Source organism: Hyalangium sp. (assembly GCF_045802625.1).
Classification (GTDB): Bacteria; Myxococcota; Myxococcia; order Myxococcales; family Myxococcaceae; genus Hyalangium.
On the sequence record NZ_JBJMQP010000032.1, the window covers coordinates 17,893 to 41,476 of the forward strand.

A 23,584-nucleotide genomic window follows, 5' to 3' on the forward strand; every position below is an offset into this window, starting at 1 on the left:
GCATGGCGCGTGGTGGCACGGGGGGACTAGGGCGCTTCATTGGAGATGATGATTACCGGTCGAGCTTCAAAGAGGACCTGGAATCCACGATCGATCTCAACACCTGGTCGATTGGGCTGGACATCGAGAAACTGATTGCCGACATCCGGGCACAGATCTCCCATTCGGCGACAGCCGAGGAGACCATCCAGGCGACTGTCCGCACCGAGATTCTTCGCAAGCTCAAGGAGCACACCAAGCTCGACGTAGCGGGCGTCTATCCGGCCAGTGAGGAGCGGCTGCGGACTGTCTTCGAGGCGTTATTATTCCCGGGACGGGTCGAGGCAGTGACCAGCATCGTCGCCTCCCATGACAGCTTGCCTCTGGGAATCACCCAGCTGGGTGTCGCCGTCGTTGGCTATGGCGGCACGTCTGGAACTTTCTCCCAGCGCCTCTTCCGCAAGGAGCTATCCACGGAGGACGAGGATCCGGTCCGAGCTGCCATGGAATGCATGGGCGAGCGTCACGAGCGCTCCGGAATGGGGCGCCGCGACATTCTGTCCATGCTCGCGCGCCGAGGACTTCGGGACTACGCCGAGCGGGCCATCCTCCTGGACAAGGCCCAGGCGGAGTGGCGCATCGGCCAGGGCAACCCCTGCTCCCGGGAATTGCTCTCCGGTTCAGGCTATCCCCGCCTGTTGATGGCCTCCCTCAAGATGTTGAGCAGGCTCATCGGAGGGCACAAGAAGTTCGTATTCGTCCCTCATGCCATGGAGGAGCGAGGTTACCTGACACTCGGACACGCTCTTCAGGCAGGTGAATACGCCATCATCCGGTCGATCGAGTCCGACAGCGCCTACTTTGTCGAGCGTTGGGGCTATCCCAGTGAGGAGATCAGAAGCGAGGCGCTCGCTTTCGTGAAGAAGTATTGCCGGGACATTCTCATTGGCCTCTTCCGGTCCTCCGCGCACGCACCACCCTGTCTCTTCTTCGCGCACCGGGAGCATGTGCATGTCGCGGCACACATCGTGATGGCGGACAGTCTCATCCACCCCAGGCGGGGCTTCCCCATGCTGCTCGAGGTTGCAGACTCCTCCTGCCGGGGCGTGTTTGGCACAGACTCCTTCCAGGGTTTTGTCCGGGATGCCTACACGCGAGCGGGTGGCAAGTACGAGTACTTCAACGAGCGCCACTGGTAGCGGCGGGAGATGTAGGACATGGCGGATGACAATTCTCCGAAGTCCTCGGGGGTATCACGGGGCAACAGGCCCTCGCGAGTCGTGGGGGGAGATCCCAGGGAGGTTCCTCACTCCGCAGAGGGAGTCCTGCCTGAAAGGTCTACGCGTCTGAGGTCCGCGGCAGGAGCCATGAGGGAAGGTCGGCTACCCGCGACGACGTCCCCTCCGACTGCTGGTACACGCCAGACACCTCGGCCAACGGAGGCACGTGTACCGCAGCCTCCGGAGCCCGACGGCAGCCCCAAAGAGGTTCTCCGGAAGCTTCCAGAGGCGGAGCTCGATACGTTCACCGAGCTGCGCTCCCAGGCTGATGAGGCTGCGGCGGAGCTAGATCCTGAACTCAAGAACGCGGTGGGGTTCACTCATTTCGACACAGCGTCGAGTCAGGACAACCTCATCACCGTGCTGATGACCCGGGACGATCTGCACAAGTTGCCCTCACAGACTCTCGTGCGGGTGAAGTCCCTGGAAGACAAGCGCTCCTATTTGGGCGTAGTCGTCCGCGGTCCCTTCTCTGAGCCGGATGCCGTGGCCGCCAACTCCAACATTGCCGTGGGAGTGGTCGTCCAGGGCAAGAAGCTCTCCTACACCTTTGACTACCACGGCCGGGCCGAGATCGAGCTCCTTGGGGAGGAGAGCGACAGCAAGCTGATTCCTCCCGGCCACCGTCCCCGTCCCAAGAGCCCCGTCTTCCTGCTGGATGATGAAGAGAGCGAGCACGTCCTTGGGTTGAAGGGAGAGCTGTGCCTTGGGATGGTCGTGGGCTACAAGCAGATGGAGGCGCGTATCGATGCCTTGGACAAGTCCGTCCTGCCCCGCCATACGGGCATTATCGGGACCACCGGCGCTGGCAAGTCCACCACCGTCGCGACGCTCGTCCACCGTGCCCAAGCTTCTGGAGTCGCCACCATCGTCTTCGATGTGGAAGGTGAATACACCCATGTGGATCAAGCCACCGACGAGCCGACGATGCTCGCGTCACTCATGCGCAGGAGGCAATCTCCCGAGGGGGTAAAGGATCTGCACATCCATCACCTGACAGGCCGTGACACCCGCAACCACCGTCACAAGCACCGGCATCCCTTCGCGTTGCGCTTCTCGAGCCTCTCACCCCACGCCATCGCGGAGATCCTCGAGATGACGGACGCGCAGCAGGAGCGCTTCCACAAGGCCTATGAGGTCACCAAGCTGTTGTTGGAAGATCTCAAGATCTTCCCGAAGACTCCCGACGAGCATCGGCAGTTGCTGGAACTCGATGAGCTCTCCACGGGCTATCCGCGCATGACCCTCCAGCACCTCTTGGATGTCGTGAACACGTACCTCTATGTCCTGAGCAGTGAGGGAAGAGCTGAGAGCAAGCCCAAGGCCAAGGGGGCCTCCCGGCAGGCTCCCTTGTCCAGTGAGAACACCGAGGAGTTGGCCGCTGAGACGGCACCCTCCAAAGGTCCTCAGCTCTTCAGCGAGTTCAAGGAGCACATGCACCGGGTTCTTGCCCGAGTGCATGAGCAGAGCAGTCGGAACGAGGTGAGCTGGAGGGTCTTGTTTGGCAGGCTCCTGAGCCTGCGGCGCCTCAAGGTCTTCGACGTGGGAGCCGCACCGGGCGTGGATTATGACTCCATGCTGACCCCGGGGCGGGTGTCGGTGATCGATCTGTCGGACACGGACTCGCCCCAGCTCAACAACCTCGTCATCGCCGACATCCTCCGGGGGCTCCAGGAGCGGCAGGAGGAGCGCTACCAGCGAGCCCAGGAGCAGAACCGCCCCGTCGATCCGGTTCTCATCATCATCGAGGAGGCCCACGAGTTCCTCTCGGCCAGTCGAATCACGCAGATGCCGGTGCTCTTCGAGCAGGTAGCCCGCATCGCCAAGCGCGGCCGCAAGCGCTGGTTGGGGCTCGTCTTCGTTACCCAGTTACCCCAGCACCTGCCCACCGAGGTGCTCGGCCTGCTCAACAACTTCATCATCCACAAGATGACCGACAGCATTGTCATCTCCCGGATGCAGAGGTCCGTGGGCGGGATCGACGAGAGCCTCTGGAGCCGTGTCCCCCGGCTTGCCCCCGGGCAGGCCATCGCCTCGTTCAGCTCCTTCAAACGGCCTCTGATGATCACCGTGGACCCTGCCCCCGTGAAGCGGTTGCTCGTGGACTGATACCGCGAGGTCACTTGGGCAAGTTCGTGCTGGTACCCTGCGGAGATCCCCCCGAAAGGGGGATAGGCCCTCCACGGCGCCTTTCCTAGGTTGTCTGTAGCTGGGAGGCGCGAATGTCAGTGAGAGAGCGGGTTCTTGTCATCTCGGGTCCGATTGGAGCAGGCAAGACCACGCTCGCCCAGGGACTCGTCGAGCGCCACGGAGCACAACGTGTCAGCTCTCGGGAGTTGTTGCTCGCGCGCCTGGGAGAACGCAGCGGGGACCGACGCTCGCTCCAGGAGGCCGGCGCGGCGCTGGATCGCGAGACGGGTGGGCATTGGGTGGCAGACGGGGTGAAGGAAATCCTTCGGCGGCAGGAAGGGCCGCCCCATCTACTCATCGTGGATTCCGCCCGCATCGCATCCCAGGTAGAGGCTTTGCGAAGAGCCCTGGGAGCCCGGGTGATGCATGTGCATCTGTCCGCGCCAGAGCAGGAACTTGCGACGCGTTACGATCGACGGCGTGCGCACGCGGTGTCCGATCCCGAGCGAGCCTCGTTCGAGGAGGCCCGCGCCGATGCCACGGAGCGAGGGGTGGAGGTACTCGCGGATTTCGCGGACCTGGTGCTGAACACACAGCGGCATCCCCCCGAGGCCGTGCTGGTTCAGGTCGCATGCCTGCTCGGGTTGTTCGGCCGAGACGTGGAGCGGCTCGTCGACGTGCTGGTAGGAGGCCAGTATGGAAGCGAGGGCAAGGGTCAGATCGCTTCCTATCTCGCGCCCGAATACGACGTCCTGGTGCGTGTGGGGGGGCCCAATGCCGGACATCGCGTGTACGAGGATCTGGTCCCCTATACCTTCCACCATCTTCCGTCGGGGACGCGGGTGGCGCCTCGGGCGCGGGTGGTGCTGGGGCCTGGAGCCACTCTCTCGCTGCCGGCTCTTCATCAGGAGATCGCCGACTGTCGACTCAAGCCGGATAGGCTCTTCATCGATCCCCAAGCGCTCCTCATCGAACCCTCGGACGTCATGTTCGAGGAAGAGTCCCTGCGGAAGCAAATTGCGTCGACGGCTCGCGGTGTGGGAGTTGCGACGGCGCGCAAGGTGCTGCGCACGGCGGCGCAACCGCTGGTCCGGCTTGCGAAGGACATAGAGGAACTCGGGCACTTTCTCTACCCGACGCGGGAGGTGCTGGAGGATACCTATGCACGTGGGGGCAGAGTCCTCGTTGAGGGAACCCAGGGGGCGGGCTTGAGCTTGCACCATGGGGATTATCCGTATGTAACCTCGCGGGACACGACGGCGAGCGGGTGCCTGGCGGAGGCCGGTATTGCTCCAGGTCGGGTGCGTAAGACGCTCCTGGTATGCCGCACCTATCCCATTCGGGTGCAGAACCCCGACGGAGGGAATGGCACCTCGGGCCCCATGGTCGGAGAACTCTCCTGGGATGAGATCGCCCGGCGCTCGGGCTTGCCTCTGGACGAACTGCGGACGCAGGAGCGTACCTCGACGACGAACCGTCAGCGGCGAGTCTCCGAGTTCGATTGGGTCCTGTTGCGCAAGGCCGCCTCGCTCAACGCCCCCACGGACGTGGTGCTGACCTTCGTGGACTATCTCGCCGTGAGCAACCGGTCCGCCCGGCGCTTCGAGCAATTGACCCCCGAGGCGCACCTCCTCATCGAAGGCATCGAGCGGGTCGCCCAGGCCCCAGTGTCGATCCTGTCCACGGGTTTGGGTTTCCGGAACATCCTAGACAGGAGGGCGTGGTGAGTGGCATTCGCGCGGAGGCCTTCTCCGAGCGCTTTCCCCGCCTCTTCCACATGGCGGAGGCAGGTAGCTGGCCGAGCATCCAGCGCCATGGGCTGCTCAGCACCTCGGCGCTCCTGGATCTCTTCGAGGTGTGGGGCGAGCAGCGGATGGCATTGGAAGCACGGCATCGGCCCGAGTCAGTCACACTCCATCACCCCCGGCACGGGACTGCGGTTGTTCGAGACCAGAAACCCATGGATGACGCAGGGCTTCTGCGGAGTCTGAGTGGGGGGCTATCTCCGACGGATTGGTACCAACTCCTTAACGCCCGGGTGTTCTTCTGGGTCAGCCACGAGCGGCTCACGAAACTTCTCAATGCCCGAGCGTACCGTGACAAGCGGCAGACGGTGCTGACGGTGGACACCGCGCGGCTGCTGGCTCGCCATGAGGCGCGCGTCCTGCTGTCTCCACTCAACAGTGGGGCGACGAAGCCGTTCCCCGCGCGGCGTGGACCGGACACCTTCCTGCCGATGGCGCGGTACCCGTTCTCTTTCTGGGACCAGAAGCGCAAGCGCAGGGAGCCGGTGGTCGAGCTGACCGTCGCTCATTCCGTGCCAGACATCCGGGACTTCGTGCTCCGCGTCGAGGAGTACATGGGGGGCCAGCCAGACACGCTGCTCTTCGAGGCGAGGTGAGCAACCCCCCGAACGAGGGATATGCGTCTCTGTCTCTGGTCTCTATCTTGTGTCTTGAAACAACCAAGGAGAAGTCAATGGCGACTGTAGGACAGGAGTTCAAGACCGGTGCGAAGTGCGAGACCAGTGGTACATACACGTTCATTCGGTACGTGGACAATCCGCAGGCCCCCGCTCCGACAAGCAATGAGCGGGATATTCCTCTCGCCAAGGGGGAAACGTTCCCTCCGATCAGATCTCAGAACAGGGCAGCTTGGTGGAGGCTCACCCGTCTGACGTAGATGGCGAGCGTCGGAGCCCGTGTGCCCTCACGCTCGAATGCGAGCAGTGACGAGCCATTCATCCGCCCTTGGATGCTTGAGACTGCCCCAGTGCCGTGGCTTTCCCGCACTTTGTGTGGATCCCCCGCTCAAAGTGGAGAAGCCCGAGCCTGATTCCGCGCGGAGCGGCATCAGTCTGCGCAGGTCGCGGAACGTCAAGCACACGGGGCTTCGTCACGTGCAGCAGAGGAACTGGCGCAATTCAGAGGACTCCTCACAGCCAATTCACACAAAGTGCGGGAGAGCCTGAATCGGGGCCAATCTCACCGCCCGCGCTACTCCTTCATGCGGACGTTGAGCTCCAGATTCCAGCGCCCCGCGCCGTTCTTCTCCAGGCAGCGCAGCTCCAGGGTGCACTTGGCACTGCCCTGGCAGCCTGGGAGGCTGGCCCCGGCGCTTCGGGCCACCCCAGAACTCGGGGTGTTGAGTCCCAAGCGGCACTTGCCCATCACCTGCCGCCTCCTCATGGGAGGGCGGCTTGAGGAGGTCTCACCGTGAGACTTTGCAGGGAACGAGCATGAGGCTCCCCTATTTCAGGCGGACCTTATGCCGCTCCACGGTGTCGTTGGGCCGTCCTATGAAGGTGTCGAGCAGGCGTTCCTCTACTCCCAACTCTTCCCAAACAGAGGCGCGCTCAAGCCCGATGCATTCTTGCGGTTCCGCGCTCCTCTCATTACCCGCCGTGTCGAAGATCAAGCAGTCGCGGAAATTTCCCCGGTCCTGCATGAACTGAACGATGGGTTGAGAAAACGGCTCCTCCAGTTTCCTCCACCCAATGAGTTCCCACCCTCTCTCCTCCAGATGACGGACAGAAATCTTGAAGAGGATGGGCTTGGAGGCAATCCGGTCCAGGTCGGAATCCGGAGTCTCGGTCCTGTAATTGTAATAGGCGTCGTGCGGCAGTTTCAGCACCCGGCCGTATCCAAAAGAGCCGTCAGCGAGGGGAATTCTCAAGAACGACCCTGGCTTGTAGAGGCGCGGCATCTGCTAATATCCTGTGTAAGGGTGAAGGAGGCCCCACCCCTCCGTGGCGGCGTCGTGAAATCGTCGGCCTCGCGGATTGTCCTTCGCCACGCCGCGGATGGCGTTCTCGGTGCGATAGGGCTCTCCGGTGTCAGCGCGGGCGCATCCCAGGGAATCAATCAACTGCTGCTCTCTGCCACGAATCCGCCAGTACGCGATGTCGTCGTATCTCTGGTCATAGTCGATGGCGCCCCCAACATCGAACCTATCCATTTCCGCATCGGTGAACGCAGCGTTCTTCGGCTCGGCGTTCTCATCCTCCATATGGTGATTTTTATCGCGAAGGAGAACGGCCGCTATCGCTTGAAGCGCGAGGGACTGGGTGAGATCAACGATCATGCTGGTCCGCCCCGCGTAGTAGTGGTGAGTCGTCTTGTTGAGCTTCGTGTAGGTGACGTAGATGCGCCCCAGCCGTTTCTTGTCACCCTTGTCAGGGACTGACTTGGGCGCAGCGCTCGGAGGAGCCTGGGCCGGGTGTTGACCTTGGACCCAGCCCTTCACATCGCCGAAGTGCGTGCCGTAATACTTGTCCGCGATGTCGATGGGAGTCTTCTCCCCATTCGCGGAGGCCTTGGCCGTCAGGCATACCAGCAGGCCGCTGCCGACCGCCGCCACCACCGCGCCTCCCACCACCACCACCTCTCCCGCCGCGCCGCCAGCCCCGGCCTCCACACCTGGGCCGCCCTCGGGCACGAGCCGGAGCACACCGCGGGGGACCCCATCCCCCAGGCCCTCGCCCGATAGCCCCTGCAGGGGAGGTGCCGAGCGTGGAACGAGCGGTTCCACGGGAACAGACCCCGCTGGCGCCGTCACCAGCACCACCCGCCTCCCCGCTCGCGGGGCCTCCACCGCCTCCTTGCGCGCCCCGGCCGCACCATCACGGCGCGGGACATAGACACAGCGCTGAGGCTGCTCCGGGGCCTCTCGGACGCTCGGAGCCGTGCCGCTACACCCCACCAGCACCATGCACAGCAGCACTACCCACCCACGCGTCACGCAGCGACTCCAGGCGTTGGCACCCGTCGGCATGTATTCGAGCTTACAGGCACGCCGCGCGTTCATGCCAACGCCAAGCCCCGAGGCGGAGAACCTACGGTGGTCTTACCGGTAAGACCTGCGTAGGGGCTGGCGCCGCCCGGGCTCTCCCGGCCACGCGGTACAGCCGGGAGCGCGGATGGCAGGCTCACCGCCTGGCTCTTATGCGCTCCGGGTTTGGTCCAAATTGGGGTGCGCCGTGAAAGGTGCACTGTCACCTGCGGGTGAAAGTCCCGCCCGAGGAATTGTCGATGCACTGGTCTTCAAGAAGACCGGCAGCCGGTACCTGGGAGCCCGACCCTCGAAGAAGGCAATGAGCACAGTCTGATTCATACCGAGCTTCATGGCGGGGGCGTGGGGCTGGAGTTGGGCTGGCGTCCGTGTGGCAGGACCGGCATGTAACACTTGTTCTTGAACATGCTGCCCATGTAGCCGCCGAGCGTCATTGCCTCGCAGGTCTCCCGGTCCAGAGGAGTCTCTATCCAGCAGCCTCCGTTGAGGACCACCTCTTTCTTGTGAGGGCAGCGTCCTTTGGAATCAGGCCGAATCTGATCTGGGAGCGGCGTGGGCAGTGGGTCCTCCGCCAGGCCTTTTGGCTCCTGGAGGGGAGGGGAGGCTCTCGTGGACGTGGACACGGCTGCATGACCGAGCCCCGCCGTCTCCGCGTCCGTGTGGCCCGCTGCCGCTGTCTGGGTTTGCGCGAGGGAGGGCGGGCCCCCAATCCGTTGCGTCCCCACCCACCACGCTCCCAAGGCCAGGACCGCCACCGCCGCCAGGAGGCCTGGGGGCTCATCTCGGAGGATGAAGAGGCCGGCTGATCCGACTGGCCAGGAGCGCCACCGCCGCCAGGGCGAGGCGCGGTGCTGGAGCGGCTGAGCCCCCGGGTGCGCGTCGGGCCCTGGCACAGCGTACAATCCGGGGCAGTGCGCTCCATCGCCGGAGCGCTCAAGGCACGCGAGGGCTGCGATGAAGTGCAAGGTTTGCCAGATGCCGCTGAACCACAAGGGGCAGTGCCTCAATGAGGAATGCTCCGAGTGCCCCAAGTGCGCCAAGCACCAGCTCCCGTTCAAGATTGGCAGCAAGTGCGCGAAGTGCCTCGAGGAAGATCGCAAGGCGAACGAAGAGAATGAACGCCTCGAGGCCGCCTTCCATGCGAACGCCCTCTTGAACTTCGGGACGCATGGCTCGGACTGGCTCAATGGCCAGGGGATCCGCCTCGACATGCCCGGCAACACGGGCAACGCGGGCGAGACCCAGCTCAGGGTCCTCGCGCGGGACTACCCCTGGACGAAGCTGGAGGGGGAGGATCGCTTCAAGAAGGTCCGGTTCACCTACACGCAGCAGCACAAGACGGCGCGCTTCGATCTCGACGCCAACGGCCCCAAGAAGTGCTTCTTCCTTCCGTGGCGCTCGGACTGCTTCTTCTCCATGAAGCTGGGCCCCGCGGCTGATCTCTTCATCACCGCCGCCATGAACGGGTGCTGCGTCATGATCGCCGGCCCCCGGGCGACCCCCACGGTGTTCCACGTGAACTTCAAGGAGGTCATCCCCGACGTGAACTCCTCGGACCTGGGGACGATCAAGCAGCAGCAGAACCCGGAGTACACCCGGCAGTACAGCGCCGCGCTCAAGCTGCTCCAGCAGCGCGGGCTGCTCGGCGAGGATGTGACGATCTTCGATCCCGCGTTCTACATGGCCCTCAACGCCAGCAATCGGGGCGTGGTCTGGGGCGTACGCGATGGCTCGAACAACTGGACCTTCTACTACCAGATGGATGTGGTGACGGAGACGCAGGAGGCCTGGAAGTGGCCGGTCCTCGGCGTCGAGTGGGGCAAGAAGGGGGACTGGACGGGCGTGAAGCCCAAGAAGCAGGTCTCCCTCTCCAACCAGCTCTGGCCCGAGCGGAAGGATCCCTGAGCGGCACGAGGCCACGCCGCTCCCTCTGAGCACGCCCGCTCGCTGGCGCTGGGGAGCTACTCCTTCATGCGGACGTTGAGCTCCAGCTTCCAGCGCCCCGCGCCGTTCTTCTCCAGGCAGCGCAGCTCCAGGGTGCCCACCTCTGTTACAGCCGCCTGGAGGTTCACCGGCGTCAGGTCCCCGTAAGGCTGAGGCTGGCCCGGCAGCGTCGTCTCGATGGGCGCCAGCTCCTCCAGATCCTCCCGGCCGGCCACGTCATCGATCATATTGCCGACCTTGTCGTCGCGGCGGACGGACGAGGCGAAGAAGCGGAACTGCGTGGGCTCGCCGGTGACGAGGCCGAACTCCTGCGGAGGCACATCCGCCTGGGTGCCTTCCTCCATGCCGAAGGGCGCCACGCACAGCGCCTTCACCGGGGGCTCCATGCCGGGCACCGCGGGCATCGCCGTCTCCACGCCCACGTAGTAGGCGCGAGCCGTGCCGCCGCGGATGCGCAGCCCGTGGCCCTGGCGCACCCAGCCGTAGTACGCCGCGCCGCGCGCCACCGAGAGATCCAGATCTGCCCCCTCCAGCTCCTTGGCGGGCTCGCCCCCATCCGCGCGCAGCCAGCCGTTGAGCACCTCCATCACGCGGGCCTTCAGCGGGCCGGCCTTGAAGACGCCTCCGTTGAAGAGCACGGCGGTGGGGTGGAGGAAGGACTTGCCGCTCACGTTCACCGGCGCATCCGGAGAGGACGCGAGCGCCTGGGCCTGCCGCGTGAGGAAGGCGGCCAGGTGCCGGCTCACTCCCGGATCCTGCGCGTACGGCAGCGCCATCTGCGCCAGGCCCGTGCGCCGAGCCGTGCGCGGCAGCTCCGTCACCGGCGTGCTCGGGAAGAAGCCATCGGTGAGCAGCGTGTCCAGCTCCTCGCGGGACAGCTCCGTGCGCAGCGTGCCGCCAATGAGCGACGAGCCGCGCCCCGGAATGGAGATGGGCGCCCGCGCCATCTTCGGATCGCCGTACAGCGTCTCCTTGGCATGGCGGCAGCCATAGGTGAGCGCGTTGAACTGCCACGGATCCAGCTTCTTGCCCTCGGCGGCCATGCGCTGGTTCAGCGTGTGCGCCAGCGCCAGATCCATGTTGTCGCCACCCAGCAGGATGTGGTCGCCCACGGCCACGCGGACCAGCTCCACCTCGCCGCCGCGCTCGCGCACGGTGATGACGGAGAAGTCCGAGGTGCCGCCGCCCACGTCCACCACGAGGATGACTTCGCCGGGCTTCATCTTCTTGCGGAACCCCTCGCCCTGGGCCTCCAGCCACGCGTAGAGCGCGGCCTGCGGCTCCTCCAGCAGCGTGAGGTTGGGGATGCCCGCGGCCTGGGCGGCCTCCAGCGTCAGCTCGCGCGCCGCCGCGTCGAACGAGGCGGGCACGGTGATGATCACATCCTGCTGGGCCAGCGCGTTGCCGGCCTCCTCGCGCGTGCGGGCGAAGGTGTGGTCCCACGCCTCGCGCATGTGGCGCAGGTAGCGCGCGGAGGCCTCCAGCGGCGACACCCGCTGCACCTCGGGCGGGGCCTGCCACGGCAGCATCGCCGAGCGCCTGTCCACGCCCGGGTGGCTCAACCAGCTCTTCGCCGAGGACACCAGCCGCGTGGGCACCTTGGCGCCATGCGAGCGGGCAAACTCGCCCACGAACGCGCTCGCGTCCGGCTTCCACGGCAGCCCCAGGCTGCCCGCGGGGAACTCCTGCTCGCTGGGCAGGTAGAGGAAGGAGGGCAGCAGCGGGCGGGCCTCCACCGTGCCCGGCGCCGTCAGCTGCGCGATGGGCAGCATGGACTGGGCCGAGCCCCGGGGCTTGCCCTCCTCGAGGTTGAAGTACGACACCGCGCAGTGCGTGGTGCCCAGATCAATGCCGATCGCGTAGCGGGCCATGGGCGGCTTTGCCTCCTGGGCAGGACTCAGGTCAGCTCGACTTCAGCGGGGGCCAGCACGCGCGGATCCAACGCCGGGCTGACCGAGGGGAACTTCACCTCCGTCGTCACCCACCCGTGGTGCTTGAGTGAGCCGGAGAACGGTGGCTGGCCGGCGACGTTGCCCGTGAGGCGGATGCGCTGCGCGTCGAAGCCGGCCGGCACGGAGACGGTGGCGCCCTCGGACTCGGGGAGGATGGGCTTGAGCGCCAGGTACTGCTGCACCACCTTGCGGCAGCCCTCGTGGACGATGCGCGCCGCGGCGCCCACATCCGCGTCCGGGAACCCGGCCACGTTCTCTTGGAGGAAGTCCACCAGCCGGCCCTCGCGCTGCAGCATGGACAACAGGAGCAGCGCCGAGGCGTGCTCGCGCTCGGGGGGCAGGGCGGGCGGAGGCTCGGGCTTGGGCTCCGGCTTGGGGGCGGGCAGCGAGGGCGCGCCGGCCTTCAGCGAGCCCGCGTCATAGGCCTGGCTCAGCGGGTGGACGGCCTGCGCGAAGGGGCGGGAGACGAGCACGCGCCAGAAGCACAGGAACGCCAACCAGAGCCGGGCGAAGAACGAAAGCGAGGGCTGTTCGGTCATCGGCTCCGGATAACAAAGCCGGGGGCCTTTGCAATTCGCTTGTGGCCCAAATGCAAAGGGCCTCACTGTCTCCAGTGAGGCCCTCTGTCACTTCCTGGTGGAGGTGACCGGGATCGAACCGGTGACCTTCGCATTGCGAACGCGACGCTCTCCCAACTGAGCTACACCCCCACAACTGACTGGCCTGCTTGCGGCGCTTCGGCCCATTTGGGGTCCGCCGAAGTGGAACGGGCAGATACCGGACCCCTGTGAGGCTGTCAAGCGAGAGCGCGGAAACGGATCCATCCCATTTGACGCGCAGCGTACTGGGTGTCATAAAAACCCTCCTTCTCAGGCGCATCTTCCGGAAATGTCTACCTCTCCCATGAAGACGTTGAGCCCGGCCGAGCTTGCAAAGCTCGAGCACGCGTTCGCCGCTGACCCGTCATCCGAAGCATACAAGCCGCTGGCCGAGGCCTACCTCGGCATGGGCCGCTTCATGGAGGCGATGGTCGTCTGCAAGAAGGGCGTCAAGGCGCACCCGAACGCGGCCGATCCCCGCCTCCTGCTGGCCCGCGTCTACCTCCAGCAGGGCAAGGACAAGAAGGCCCTCGAGGAGGCGCTCGGCGCCCTCCAGGTGCAGCCCGCCGACAAGTCCTCGCTGCGCATGGTCGGCATGCTGCAGCTCAAGACGGGCGAGGCCGAGCCCGGCAAGGCCAACCTCCTGAAGGCCTTCGAGGCGGATCCGACCGACTCGGAGACGCTGGCCTTCATGCAGCAGTACAAGGTGGAGCAGCCCAAGCCCGCCGCGCCCCCGCCCGCTCCGGCCCCTGTCGCCGCGCCCGTGGCCGCCCCTGTCGCCGCGCCGGTGGCTCCCACGGCTCCCGTGCAGCAGCCGCCTGTCGCCGCCGCGCCCACGCTGACGGCGGTGGCCAGCCCGAACCCCGCGCCCGTGGCCAGGCGCCCCTCGGCCACTGGGACGCCCGCGGTTCGCCCGGTTGCCACGGGCGCTCAGCCCGGCGCGGCGAACCAGCCGCGCCCCGTGGTTCGCCGTCCGGCCGTCGTCGAGGAGCTGGAGGACGACGACGACGAGGTCAGCCCGAAGCGCCGCGCGAAGCAGAGCCCCACCAGCAAGTACATCACGCTGGGCATCGCCGTCTTCGCGGTGTTCTCCGTCGTCGGCTATGCCTGGTACTCGAACCACACCAAGAAGCTCAACCACGAGTTCAAGAAGCACCTGGACGCGGCCACCGAGCAGCTCAAGCACGACTCGTTCGACTCCTACAAGAAGGCGTGCGAGGAGGCTGACAAGGCGCTCGAGGTGTACTCGGACTCCACCGCGGCGCATGGCTACCTGGCCTATGCCTGGGCCATCCGCTGGGGCGAGCACGGCGGCGGCGATGACGCGCGCCACAAGGCCGAGGAGCACCTGGTCGCGGCCCAGAAGGGCGGCGAGATCAGCTCGCACCTGTACGCCGCGGAGGCGCTGATCAAGACCTACGGCGGCAAGGGCAAGGAGGCCCTGGGCCAGCTCGAGGAGCGCGTGAAGGCCTTCGACGCGCAGGGCAAGTCCAGCTCGCTGCTGTACCTCACGCTGGGCCTGATCCAGATGAACGCGGGCGACCTGGAGCACGCCCGCGACAACCTGGACAAGGCGCACACCCTGGCGCCGGATGATCCGCGCATCTACGCCGGCCTGGGCGCGGTGTACCGCCGGCTCGGCCAGGACGGCACCGCGTTCCAGCAGTACGACTTCGCGCTGCGCTACGAGAAGGACCACCCCGAGTCCCTGCTCGGCAAGTCGCTGCTCATCCTCAACCAGGACACGCCGGGCCTGGATCTCTACGAGCTGGCCGCGAAGATGCTCAAGAAGCTGCTGGACACGGATCCGCCGCCCTCGCCGCGGCAGCTGGCCGCCGCGCAGCTGGCCCGCTCGCTGTTGATCAGCCGCGTCTCGCTGGCGATGGATGCGCTCAAGCCGGACATCCAGGCCAAGCTCACCGAGGCCACGGGCGTGCCCGCGGAGAAGGACAAGGCGCGCGCGCTGATGCTCAAGGCCGAGCAGGAGGGCTTCGCGCTGGACAAGACCAACCCCGAGCTGCTGCTGATCAAGGGCCGCCGGCTGATGCTGGAGGGCCAGCCGGATCAGGCCGCCTCCACCATCCGCGAGGCCATCAAGCTGGACAGCACCCGGGCCCAGTCCTACGTGGAGCTGGCCAAGGCGCTCATGACCAAGCAGGGCGGCGAGAAGGAGGCCGCCGACGCGCTCACCACCGCCCTGAAGACCATGGGCGACAGCCCCAAGCTGGTGGTGATGCTGGGTGACGCCCTGCGCCGCCAGAACAAGCTGGACGAGGCGCTGACCCAGTACCAGCGCGCGGTGAAGGACCCCAAGGCGAAGAACCCCGAGGCCCGGCTGGCCATGGGCACCATCTACCGGGAGCGCTCGGACTGGGACAAGGCCAAGGAGCAGCTGGACAAGGCCGTGCAGGAGTTCATCGGCCAGCCGGACCGCGCCGCGCTGGCGCTCACGGAGCTGGGCCGCGTGTACCAGGGCAAGGGCGACACGGCCAAGGCCGAGGAGTACTTCCAGAAGGCCATCGACTCGGACGGCAACTACAGCCCGGCCTACTACTTCTACGCCACCATGCTCAGCAAGGACAGCAAGCAGCGCGACAAGGTCCGCATGCTGTCTCAGGAGTACCTGAAGATCGAGCCCAAGGGCGAGCACGCCCCCGAGCTGCAACGCCTGGCGTCGGGTGGATAGCGCTGGCGGTGCCTGAGTTTGTCGAGCCCCACCCTGGAGTCTGTGTGAGCGCGCGAGCCGTGTCCTTATCGAACACCGCGACGGATCTGCTGTCCCTCACCAAGCCTCGGCTGTCGAGCCTGGTGCTGGCCACCACCGCGGGGAGCATCTGGCTGGCCCCGGGCGAGCTGCCCATGGCCCGCGCCCTGGTGACGATGCTGGCCACCGCCGGCACCGTGGCCGCCGCCAACACCCTCAACTGCTACCTCGAGCGGCAGAGCGACCGCTTCATGGCGCGCACGCGCAACCGGCCGCTGCCCTCCGGGCGCATGGATCCGAGCGTGGCGCTGTGGTTCGGCCTGTCGCTGGCGGCCGTGTCGCTGCCCGCGCTGGCCCTGGGCGCCAACCTGCTCACCGCGGGCCTGGGGCTGCTGGCCTTCCTGAGCTACGTGCTGGTGTACACGCCGCTCAAGTCGCGCACGTCCGCGGCCATGCTGGTGGGCGCTGTGCCCGGGGCGCTGCCGCCGCTGATGGGGTGGACGGCCGTCACCGGGCAGGTGGACACCGGCGGCTTTGTCCTCTTCTCCATCCTGTTCCTGTGGCAGATCCCCCACTTCCTGGCCATCTCGCTGTTCCGCAAGGAGGAGTACGCCGCGGCGGGGCTCAAGTCGGTGCCGCTGGAGCGCGGGGACGAGTCCAGCCGGGCGCAGCTCGTCCTCTACCTGGTGGCGCTGGTGCCGATGACGCTGCTGCCGTACCAGCTCCATATCGCCGGGGCGTGGTACCTGGTGGTGGCCGCGGTGCTCGGGCTGTGCTTCCTGAGCATGGGGGCGTGGGGCTTCTTCCGGCAGCTCGGGAAGCCCTGGGCCCGACAGACGTTCTTCTTCTCGTTGCTGTACCTCACGGGCCTCTTCGTCGCGCTGATGCTCGACAGTGGCGCGCGTCTCTAGCCTTCGCTGTCTGCCAAGGGAGATCCTCCATGAAGCTGCGCACGTTCGGCCTCGCCCTGTTCGGGGTGGCTGGGTTGGTGAGCCTGTCCGCCTGCAAGAAGGATGAGGCGGCGCCCGCGCCCTCCACTCCCACCGCCACGGAGCAGGCCAAGCCGACGGCCGCCGCGCCGGCTCAGACTCCGCCCGCTCCCGTCGGGCACAGCACCATCCACGGCGTGGTGAAGTTCACCGGCGCGGCTCCGGCCGGGGCCGACATCGCCCCGCCCTCGGATCCGGCCTGCGAGGGCATGGCGCTGAAGGATCAGCCGGTGATGGCGAAGGACGGCAAGCTGCAGAACGTGCTGGTGCGCGTGAAGGGCCCGGTGGCAGGGGCTCCTGCCGCCAGTCAGTCCAGCCCGCCTGTCGTCGTGGATCAGCTCAAGTGCACGTACACGCCGCGCGTGATGGGCGCCCAGGCGGGCCAGCCGATCCAGGTGAGGAACAGCGATCAGACGCTGCACAACGTGCGCGCCATGGCGGGCGGCAAGCCCCTGTTCAACATGGCGCAGCCGCCCTCGATGCCGCCGGTGTCGAAGGCCACGCCGCCGGACGTGGAGATGATCCAGCTCAAGTGCGACGTGCACCCGTGGATGAAGGCCTTCGTGGTGGTGAGCCAGCACCCGTACTTCTCCACCACGGGCGACGATGGCGCCTTCTCCATCTCGGGCCTGCCGGCCGGCACGTACACGCTCGAGGCGTGGCACGAGACGCTCGGGACGAAGACGGCCCAGGTGACGGTGAAGGACGGCGAGACCGCCGAGGCCTCCTTCGAGTTCAACGGCTCCGACAAGGGCTAGTTCCACGAGTGTGAGCTCGGGCAACGGGCACCCTGAAGCCCTGCCGCTCCCTCCCATGGGAGAGGGCAGGGGACTGGCTCGGGTCCGCTGGCTGTACCTGCGCGGGCTCGGGCTCATCTTCTGCCTCGCCTTTGCTTCGCTCCTGCCTCAGCTCTCGGGGTTGATGGGGCCCGAGGGGCTGGAGCCCGCGGCGGCGTGGCTCGACTGGGCCCGGGAGCAGCTGGGCTCCCAGCGCTTCCTCCGCCTGCCGACGCTGCTGTGGCTGTTCGGCGCGGGGAAGGGCGCCCTCTGGGGCGTGGGCCTCGCCGGGCTGGCCTGTGGCGCGCTGCTCGTGGCGAACGTGGCGCCGCGCTGGGCCCTGGTGGGCGCGTGGGCCTGCTACCTGTCGCTCACCGTCGTGGGCGGCGACTTCCTCAGCTTCCAGTGGGATGTACTGCTGCTGGAGGCCGCGCTCGTCTCCCTGCCGCTCACGCCTGGGCACCTGCTGCCGCGTGGGAGCGGGCCCGAGCCTCGGCGGGGAGCCATCCTCCTTGTCCGGTTCCTGCTGTTCCGGCTGATGGTCATGTCGGGACTGGTGAAGCTCGCCAGTGGAGACTCGACGTGGCGCAACCTCACGGCGCTCGAGTTCCACTACTGGAGCCAGCCGCTCCCCAACGTCATCGCGTACTTCGTCTCGCATCTGCCCGCGACGCTCCACCACGCGAGCGTGGCGGTGATGTTCGCCATCGAGCTGGGGGCGCCGTTCCTCCTCTTCGGGCCGAGGCGGCTGCGGCTCGTGGGCGCGGGGGCGCTCGTGGCCCTGCAGGTGGGCATCCTCACCACGGGGAACTACGGGTTCTTCAACTTCCTGACGATCGTGCTGTGCCTCTCCGCGCTGGATGACGGAGTGCTGACGCGCTGGAGGCTCTTCCAGCGGCTGTCTCCCGAGGCGGCTCCGGCGGTACGCCAGCCTCGTGCGGGGACGGCGGCGTTCGGGGTCTTCGCGGCCGTGTACGCCATCCTCGGGCTGGCTCAAGACGCGGAACGGCTGAGCCATACCCCGCTGCCCTCACCGGTGAGCTGGACGCTCGGCCAGATCGCGGGCCTGCGCAGCATCAACACCTACGGTCTCTTCGCGGTGATGACGACGGAGCGCCAGGAGATCGTCCTCGAAGGCAGCGCTGACGGACAGACGTGGCGCGAGTACCTCCTGCGCTGGCGCCCCGGCCCCGTGAACGAGGCCCCGCGCTTCGTGGCGCCCCATCAGCCACGGCTCGACTGGCAGATGTGGTTCGCCTCGTTGTCCCGCTGCGAGGACAACCCGTGGCTGCTCCGGCTCCAGGAGCAGCTCCTGCAAGGCGCCCCGAACGCGCGAGGCTTCTTCCGAGAGGAGCCGTTCCCGGAGACTCCGCCGCGCTTCGTGCGCACGCGCCTCTTCGACTACCGCTTCACGGACCTCTCCGAGTGGAAGGCCCCGGGCGCGTACTGGACTCGGCGCGAGGTGGGGCCGTACTGCCCACCGCTCACGCTCGAGGCAGGCCAGCTGCGGCGGGCGGACCTGCCCGCTGAACGCTGAAGCCCACGCGGGCCCCGCCGCCGGGACGGTTCTCCGCGAAGGTCTCGCCGCCGTGGGCCTTGGCGATCCGCTGCACCAGCGCCAGCCCGAGCCCGAGCGAGCCTGCCTCACGCGCCTCGCCGCCGCGGTCCTTCCGATAGAAGGGCTCGAAGATGCGCGTCTCCTCGCCGGGGAGCAGGCCCGGGCCGCGGTCGTCCACGCAGAAGGCCAGACGGCCATCGCGCTCGAGAATCCGCAGCGCCTCGGCGCCCTGTCCGTGCTTGCGCGCATTCTCCAGGAGGTTGGCGAGCGCCCGGCCCAGCAGCGTCGCATCGGCCACCAGGGAGGTGTCCGCGGCCTCGACCGAGAGCAGCTCCGCGGAGAGCCCGGTCCGCTCCAGCGCGCGGATCGTCAGCTCCGTGGCTTCGAGCGGGCTGGGCGTCACCTGGCCGAAGTCCAGGCGGGAGCTGGCGAGCAGCTCGCCCACCAGCGCATCCAGCTCGATCACCTCGCGGTCCACGTTGTCGAGCGTCTTCGGATCTCCGCCGCCGTCCCGGAGGATCTCCGTGAGGACGCGCATGCGCGCCAGCGGGGTGCGCAGCTCGTGGGACACGGCGGCGAGCAGCTCGCGCTGGTCCGCCATCTGGCGCTCGATGCGGGCGGCCATGTCGTTGAAGGCCTCGGCGAGCAGGCCCATCTCGCCCGTGGCATCCCAGCGGAGGTTGACGCGCGTCTCCAGCTTGCCCTCGCCGAGCGCGGAGGCCGCGCGGGCCAGCTCGTCCATGGGCCGGGTGAGCCTCCGGGCGATGCCACCCGAGAGCATCCACAGCATGGCGCCCGCCAGCAGCAGGGGCGGGATTCCGCGCCAGGGAGTCCGGGAGTGGGCGCTCCAGGGGCAGGCCTGAACCGAGCCCAGCACGATCCCCTCCTTCACCACGGGCACGGTGAAGTCCGGCGCCTCGCAGGCGTTACCGGCGCGGACCAGCAGCGCTCCGGCCGCGTCGTGCAGCTCCACATCCACGTCCAGGTCGCGGGAGATACCCCGGACGAGCTCCTCCCGCCGCTGAGGCGAGTCCCAGACCTCGGCGAAGCGGTTGCTGGTGAAGTTGCGGGCCTTGTCCATCTGCTGGCGCCAGGCCGAGCCGCCCATGAGGTTCATCACCGTGGCGACGACGATCCCCGTGACGAGGATGGAGAGCCCGAACCAGAGGAAGATCCGGCGGTGCAGGTGGGCGAAGATGTAGCGCCCCATGCGCGTCGTCCGCCACTGGTGGGCGTACTGCCAGCGGCCGTGGGCCCGGGCCATGTGCTCAGGGTGCCAGCGGTGATGCCGGCGGCTCCGGCTCCAGGGAGGGAAGCGCCGAACGTCCTCGGGCTGGGGCCCCTGCGGCTGGGGATCCTGCGACTCGGGGGCGGGAGGGCCAGGGGGGCGCATCACGCACCCTCTTTGGCGAAGACGTAGCCCACGCCGCGCACCGTCTTGATGAGCTTGCCGCCTTCGTCCCCGAGCTTCTGCCGCAAGTGGGAGATGTGCACGTCCACGGTGCGCTCGCCCACCACGGTGTCACTGCGGCCCGCCTCGCCCAGCAGGGCGTCTCGGGGAATCACTCGGCCCGCGCGCCGCATCAGCGCCACGAGCAGATCGAACTCCAGGCCGGTCAGCTCCACCGCCCGGCCATTGACCCGCACCTCGCGGCCGGACACGTCGATGGAGATGCCGCTGGACTCCAGCCGGTCCGCCACCGCGGTGGGCTGCGCGCGCCGGAGCACGGCCCGCAGCCGCGCCAGCAGCTCGCGCGGGCTGAAGGGCTTGGCCAGGTAGTCGTCCGCGCCCAGCTCCAGGCCCACCACTCGGTCGGTCTCGTCGCCTCGGGCGGTGAGCATGAGGATGGGAACCTGCCGCTTGGCGCGGATGCGCTTGCACACCTCCAGGCCGTCCATGCCCGGCATCATCACGTCGAGCAGCACCGCGTCGTAGGCGTTGGCCTCCAGCGCGGCCAGCCCGCGTCCTCCATCCGGCGCGTGGGCCACGGTGATCCCGTTCTGCCCCAGGTACTGCGCGAGCAGCTCGTACATCCGGGTGTCATCGTCGATGAGGAGGACGCGGGTCGCCATGGCGGACTCAGGACTCTAGCGCGCGGCGGGAGGAGGGGGAGCCTCGGCGTTGTTGGCGGGAGCCGGCGCCTCGGGGCGCGAGGGCACCGGCGCCTCGAGGCGCGAGGGCGCGGGAGCCACGGTGCTGGCGGGGCAGGGCGCGCATGTCTGGGCGGCGCGCTCCTCCATCCAGGCGCGGCGGCACTGCGAGTGGTGGCTCAGGCTGGCGAACCCGGAGGCGTAGCCCCCGACGGTCCCCAGGGCGAACAGCACAGCAAGGAAGCGAAAGCGTCGCATGGTGGTATCTCCTGGAAGTTTCCGTGTTCAGGGCCCATCAGCAGTGCCGGTGCCCGCCGCCCCAGCCGCAGCCGCCGTGGCCGCGGTAGCCGTAGCCCCAGCCGTGCTCGATCAGGTCCGCCAGCTCGCGGCGCTGGCGCGGATCCAGCGCCTCGTGGATCTGCGACATCGAGGTGCGCAGCGTCTCGCGCAGCTGGGCGATCAGCGCGTCATGCTTCTCGTGCAGCTCGCGCAGCGAGTTGGCATCGAACTGCTCGCCGCGCAGCGCCCGGGCCACGGTGGCGCGGCTGGCGCTGAACTCGTCGCGCATCTTCTCGAAGGTCTCGCTCAGCTCATCCGCCGCCTTGACGAACACCTTCTCCTGGCCGGGCGAGGTGTCCAGCCGCTCGAACAGCCAGCGCATGCGGCCGCGCCAGCTCCAGCGCCCGCCGCCGCGGCCCCCGCGGCCTCCGCGCCCGTGGTAGTGGTGCCAGCGCGCGCGGCGCAGCGTGAAGATGAGGCCAGCCAGGCAAGCGGTTCCAAAGAAGAATCCAAACATGGTCCTGCTCCTTGAGGGACCGGGCGGCAGAGCGTCCGGGTATCGCGTTGTGTGGAGCAGAAGGTAGAGAGCGGGTGTAAAGCCCGTGCCCCCACCCGCGTGAAGAAGTGTGAAGCCCGGCGGGGAGGGTCCCCCTGGAATCCTTTGGGGACCGAAAGGGTTACATTTGCGGCGCTCCGGTGATACAGGGGCGGTGCTGGAGCGATGTCCGCTCTGGCAACGGGCGGGCTGGCACTGTCGGCCGTCACTTAGCGGAAAGAAGAAGAGCAATGGCTACTGGTACTGTGAAGTGGTTCAATGATGCCAAGGGGTTCGGTTTCATCGCGCAGGAGGGTGGAGAGGATGTGTTCTGCCACCACACCGCCATCCAATCGGACGGGTTCCGGACGCTGGCCGAGGGCCAGAAGGTGGAGTTCGACGTGAAGCGCGGCCCCAAGGGCCTTCAGGCAGAGAACGTTCGCGTTATCGGCTAACGCACATCATTCATCTCGCCAGACCGAGGCCTGGCCCTTTATGAGGGGCTGGGCCTTTTGTTTTCCGTCCCCAGTTCGTATCGCTGTGTAAGGAGGGTACCGTGCCACAACACCCGGGAATGTCGAAACGCCAGAAAGAACTGGCGCGCAAAGAGAAGAACAAGGAGAAGGACGTCCGCCGCGACCAGCGCAAGAAGGAGAAGGCGGAGAAAGCCAGTCAGCCGGGCCAGGACGGCGTGGATCCGGACATCGCCGGAATCGTCCCCGGCCCGCAGCCGCCGCTCGAGGGCTACTGAGGCGGCCGCTGTCGCGGCACTGAAGTCGCAGCACCCCCTGTAGGCTGAGGTCGAGCCCCTGCTTCCCTCCTTTGGGAGGGGGCAGCCGGGCTCCCTCGGGTGTGTCCCACCTCGCTCCTTCCTTACCTTCCCTCAGAGACGTTCAGCGGTGAACACCGCGAACCGGAGGAGACCAGGCATGGGCGACACCAGCGTCAAGAAAGTCGAAGCGCGCCACTCCCCTCGAGGGGAGATGGGGCAGAAGTACCTGGCCTCAGGTGTCCGCGTGGCCATGCGGCTGTGGGAAGAGGAACAGCCGGGAGAGCCGGCTCCGGCCATGGTGCGGGACTACGAGACGGTGGGCTACGTGGTGAAGGGCCGCGCCGAGCTGCACCTGGAAGGGCAGGTCCTGCTGCTGAACCCCGGGGACTCGTGGCTCGTGCCGCGCGGGGCCAGCCACACGTACAAGATCCTCGAGCCCTTCACCGCGGTGGAGGCCACCAGCCCGCCAGCGGCCGTGCACGGCCGTGACGAGACGGTGCAGAAGGGGCCGGCGCGGGCCTGAGAGCCGGCGCCCGCCGGAGACGTGAGACGCGGCGAGTGGGCCCTGGCCTGGCACCAGGGCCCATGAGGCGGACAGGCGCCTCGCGCTCAGCGGTTCGCGAGCGAGGTGCGGATCTGTCTGCGGAGCTCGAACTGGATCTCCGTGGCGCTGGAGCCCTGGTCGCGCAGCTGCTGCGCGAGCTTGAGCCACTCGGCCTTCTCCCGGTTGGAGGTCGGCCTGTACTGGTTCTCGAGCACGTAGCGGAAGGACTCCTCCACCAGCCGGTTGAGCGTGGGATCGCTGGTGTTGTCCAGGCCGTCCTTGCCCAGGCGGATCTGGCGGCGCAGCTCGAACTTGATGTCGGTGGCGCTGCTGCCGTTGGCGGCCAAGTCCTGAGCGACCTTGAGCCACTTCTGGCTCTCGGCGCCGTTGGGCAGGTGGTTGGGGTCCTCGTAGACGTACTGGAAGGACTCCTTCACCAGCCGGTTCAGCGTGGGATCGCTGGTGTTGTCCAGGCCGTCCTTGCCCAAGCGGATCTGCCGACGCAGCTCGAACTTGATGTCGGTGGCGCTCATGCCACCGGCGGCCAGGTCCTGGGCGACCTTGAGCCACTTCTGGCTCTCGGCGCCGTTGGGCAGGTGGTTGGGGTCCTCGTAGACGTACTGGAAGGACTCCTTCACCAGCCGGTTCAGCGTGGGATCGC

General features: G+C 67.3%; 23 protein-coding genes and 1 tRNA gene. 13 read left to right on the forward strand and 11 right to left on the reverse strand.

Annotated features, from left to right (window positions below):
- Positions 1-2 precede the first annotated feature (2 nt).
- The 5 genes from ACJ8AT_RS05310 to ACJ8AT_RS05330 all read left to right on the forward strand — a co-directional run bounded on the left by ACJ8AT_RS05310 (position 3) and on the right by ACJ8AT_RS05330 (position 6,071).
- Positions 3-1,178 carry a hypothetical protein gene (locus ACJ8AT_RS05310; protein ID WP_407736489.1) on the forward strand — a complete coding sequence of 392 codons (1,176 nt, stop codon included), beginning with the start codon at positions 3-5 and terminating at the stop codon, positions 1,176-1,178.
- A 168-nt stretch (positions 1,179-1,346) separates the two neighbouring features.
- Positions 1,347-3,368, forward strand: coding sequence for an ATP-binding protein (locus tag ACJ8AT_RS05315; protein WP_407736490.1), 2,022 nt, complete (start codon positions 1,347-1,349; stop codon positions 3,366-3,368).
- A gap of 113 nt (positions 3,369-3,481) precedes the next feature.
- Positions 3,482-5,116, forward strand: coding sequence for an adenylosuccinate synthetase (locus ACJ8AT_RS05320; protein WP_407736491.1), 1,635 nt, complete (start codon positions 3,482-3,484; stop codon positions 5,114-5,116).
- Positions 5,113-5,790, forward strand: coding sequence for a DUF7002 family protein (locus ACJ8AT_RS05325; RefSeq protein ID WP_407736493.1), 678 nt, complete (start codon positions 5,113-5,115; stop codon positions 5,788-5,790). Before ACJ8AT_RS05320 ends, ACJ8AT_RS05325 begins: the two co-directional genes overlap by 4 nt.
- A gap of 77 nt (positions 5,791-5,867) precedes the next feature.
- Positions 5,868-6,071: a YjzC family protein gene (locus tag ACJ8AT_RS05330; protein ID WP_407736494.1), complete on the forward strand. Its 204-nt coding sequence runs from the start codon at positions 5,868-5,870 to the stop codon at positions 6,069-6,071.
- A gap of 314 nt (positions 6,072-6,385) precedes the next feature.
- Here the strand turns inward: ACJ8AT_RS05330 and ACJ8AT_RS05335 are convergent, their stop codons facing one another.
- From ACJ8AT_RS05335 to ACJ8AT_RS05345, 3 genes are all read right to left on the reverse strand, one after another.
- Entirely contained in the window at positions 6,386-6,559 is a 174-nt protein-coding gene (locus ACJ8AT_RS05335) for a hypothetical protein (RefSeq protein ID WP_407736495.1), read from the reverse strand.
- A gap of 79 nt (positions 6,560-6,638) precedes the next feature.
- The gene (locus ACJ8AT_RS05340) at positions 6,639-7,094 is read right to left on the reverse strand and encodes an immunity 26/phosphotriesterase HocA family protein (RefSeq protein WP_407736497.1); all 456 of its coding nucleotides are present in this window, start codon (positions 7,092-7,094) and stop codon (positions 6,639-6,641) included.
- A gap of 3 nt (positions 7,095-7,097) precedes the next feature.
- Positions 7,098-8,129, reverse strand: coding sequence for a hypothetical protein (locus tag ACJ8AT_RS05345; RefSeq protein ID WP_407736498.1), 1,032 nt, complete (start codon positions 8,127-8,129; stop codon positions 7,098-7,100).
- Between the two features lie 1,005 nt (positions 8,130-9,134).
- On the opposite strand from ACJ8AT_RS05345, the gene ACJ8AT_RS05350 reads away from it, so the two are divergent.
- A complete protein-coding gene (locus ACJ8AT_RS05350) occupies positions 9,135-10,085 on the forward strand; it encodes a hypothetical protein (RefSeq protein WP_407736499.1) in 951 nt (316 codons plus the stop codon).
- A 56-nt stretch (positions 10,086-10,141) separates the two neighbouring features.
- Here the strand turns inward: ACJ8AT_RS05350 and ACJ8AT_RS05355 are convergent, their stop codons facing one another.
- From ACJ8AT_RS05355 to ACJ8AT_RS05365, 3 genes are all read right to left on the reverse strand, one after another.
- Positions 10,142-11,995 carry an Hsp70 family protein gene (locus ACJ8AT_RS05355; protein WP_407736500.1) on the reverse strand — a complete coding sequence of 618 codons (1,854 nt, stop codon included), beginning with the start codon at positions 11,993-11,995 and terminating at the stop codon, positions 10,142-10,144.
- A gap of 26 nt (positions 11,996-12,021) precedes the next feature.
- Complete coding sequence (locus tag ACJ8AT_RS05360) at positions 12,022-12,615, reverse strand: DUF2760 domain-containing protein (protein ID WP_407736502.1); 594 nt, start codon at positions 12,613-12,615, stop codon at positions 12,022-12,024.
- A gap of 95 nt (positions 12,616-12,710) precedes the next feature.
- Positions 12,711-12,786, reverse strand: a tRNA-Ala gene (locus tag ACJ8AT_RS05365).
- A gap of 178 nt (positions 12,787-12,964) precedes the next feature.
- On the opposite strand from ACJ8AT_RS05365, the gene ACJ8AT_RS05370 reads away from it, so the two are divergent.
- Genes ACJ8AT_RS05370 through ACJ8AT_RS05385 form a run of 4 tightly spaced genes read left to right on the forward strand, consistent with a single transcriptional unit; the run spans position 12,965 to position 18,681 of the window.
- Positions 12,965-15,361, forward strand: coding sequence for a tetratricopeptide repeat protein (locus tag ACJ8AT_RS05370; RefSeq protein WP_407736503.1), 2,397 nt, complete (start codon positions 12,965-12,967; stop codon positions 15,359-15,361).
- 44 nt (positions 15,362-15,405) lie between these two features.
- Positions 15,406-16,290 (forward strand): heme o synthase, encoded by an 885-nt coding sequence (cyoE, locus tag ACJ8AT_RS05375; RefSeq protein ID WP_407736504.1) that lies wholly within the window; start codon positions 15,406-15,408, stop codon positions 16,288-16,290.
- Between the two features lie 29 nt (positions 16,291-16,319).
- Positions 16,320-17,126 (forward strand): carboxypeptidase regulatory-like domain-containing protein, encoded by an 807-nt coding sequence (locus ACJ8AT_RS05380; RefSeq protein WP_407736506.1) that lies wholly within the window; start codon positions 16,320-16,322, stop codon positions 17,124-17,126.
- A gap of 55 nt (positions 17,127-17,181) precedes the next feature.
- A complete protein-coding gene (locus tag ACJ8AT_RS05385) occupies positions 17,182-18,681 on the forward strand; it encodes a lipase maturation factor family protein (protein WP_407736507.1) in 1,500 nt (499 codons plus the stop codon).
- Here ACJ8AT_RS05385 and ACJ8AT_RS05390 read toward each other — a convergent pair.
- The 4 genes from ACJ8AT_RS05390 to ACJ8AT_RS05405 all read right to left on the reverse strand — a co-directional run bounded on the left by ACJ8AT_RS05390 (position 18,629) and on the right by ACJ8AT_RS05405 (position 21,589).
- The gene (locus ACJ8AT_RS05390) at positions 18,629-19,966 is read right to left on the reverse strand and encodes an ATP-binding protein (RefSeq protein WP_407736508.1); all 1,338 of its coding nucleotides are present in this window, start codon (positions 19,964-19,966) and stop codon (positions 18,629-18,631) included. The genes ACJ8AT_RS05385 and ACJ8AT_RS05390 overlap by 53 nt on opposite strands.
- 128 nt (positions 19,967-20,094) lie before the next feature.
- Positions 20,095-20,775, reverse strand: coding sequence for a response regulator transcription factor (locus tag ACJ8AT_RS05395; RefSeq protein ID WP_407736510.1), 681 nt, complete (start codon positions 20,773-20,775; stop codon positions 20,095-20,097).
- 15 nt (positions 20,776-20,790) lie between these two features.
- The gene (locus tag ACJ8AT_RS05400) at positions 20,791-21,051 is read right to left on the reverse strand and encodes a hypothetical protein (protein ID WP_407736512.1); all 261 of its coding nucleotides are present in this window, start codon (positions 21,049-21,051) and stop codon (positions 20,791-20,793) included.
- A gap of 37 nt (positions 21,052-21,088) precedes the next feature.
- The gene (locus ACJ8AT_RS05405; protein ID WP_407736513.1) at positions 21,089-21,589 is read right to left on the reverse strand and encodes a Spy/CpxP family protein refolding chaperone; all 501 of its coding nucleotides are present in this window, start codon (positions 21,587-21,589) and stop codon (positions 21,089-21,091) included.
- 269 nt (positions 21,590-21,858) lie between these two features.
- Between ACJ8AT_RS05405 and ACJ8AT_RS05410 the strand changes: the two genes are divergently transcribed.
- The 3 genes from ACJ8AT_RS05410 (at position 21,859) to ACJ8AT_RS05420 (ending at position 22,902) form a co-directional block, all read left to right on the forward strand.
- Positions 21,859-22,062 (forward strand): cold-shock protein, encoded by a 204-nt coding sequence (locus ACJ8AT_RS05410; RefSeq protein ID WP_407736514.1) that lies wholly within the window; start codon positions 21,859-21,861, stop codon positions 22,060-22,062.
- Between the two features lie 119 nt (positions 22,063-22,181).
- A complete protein-coding gene (locus ACJ8AT_RS05415) occupies positions 22,182-22,358 on the forward strand; it encodes a hypothetical protein (RefSeq protein ID WP_407736516.1) in 177 nt (58 codons plus the stop codon).
- 178 nt (positions 22,359-22,536) lie between these two features.
- On the forward strand, positions 22,537-22,902 hold the full coding sequence (locus ACJ8AT_RS05420) for a cupin domain-containing protein (RefSeq protein ID WP_407736517.1): 366 nt from the start codon (positions 22,537-22,539) through the stop codon (positions 22,900-22,902).
- 86 nt (positions 22,903-22,988) lie between these two features.
- Here the strand turns inward: ACJ8AT_RS05420 and ACJ8AT_RS05425 are convergent.
- Positions 22,989-23,584 (reverse strand): hypothetical protein (locus tag ACJ8AT_RS05425; RefSeq protein WP_407736519.1); only part of this gene is annotated, 596 nt, incomplete at its 5' end.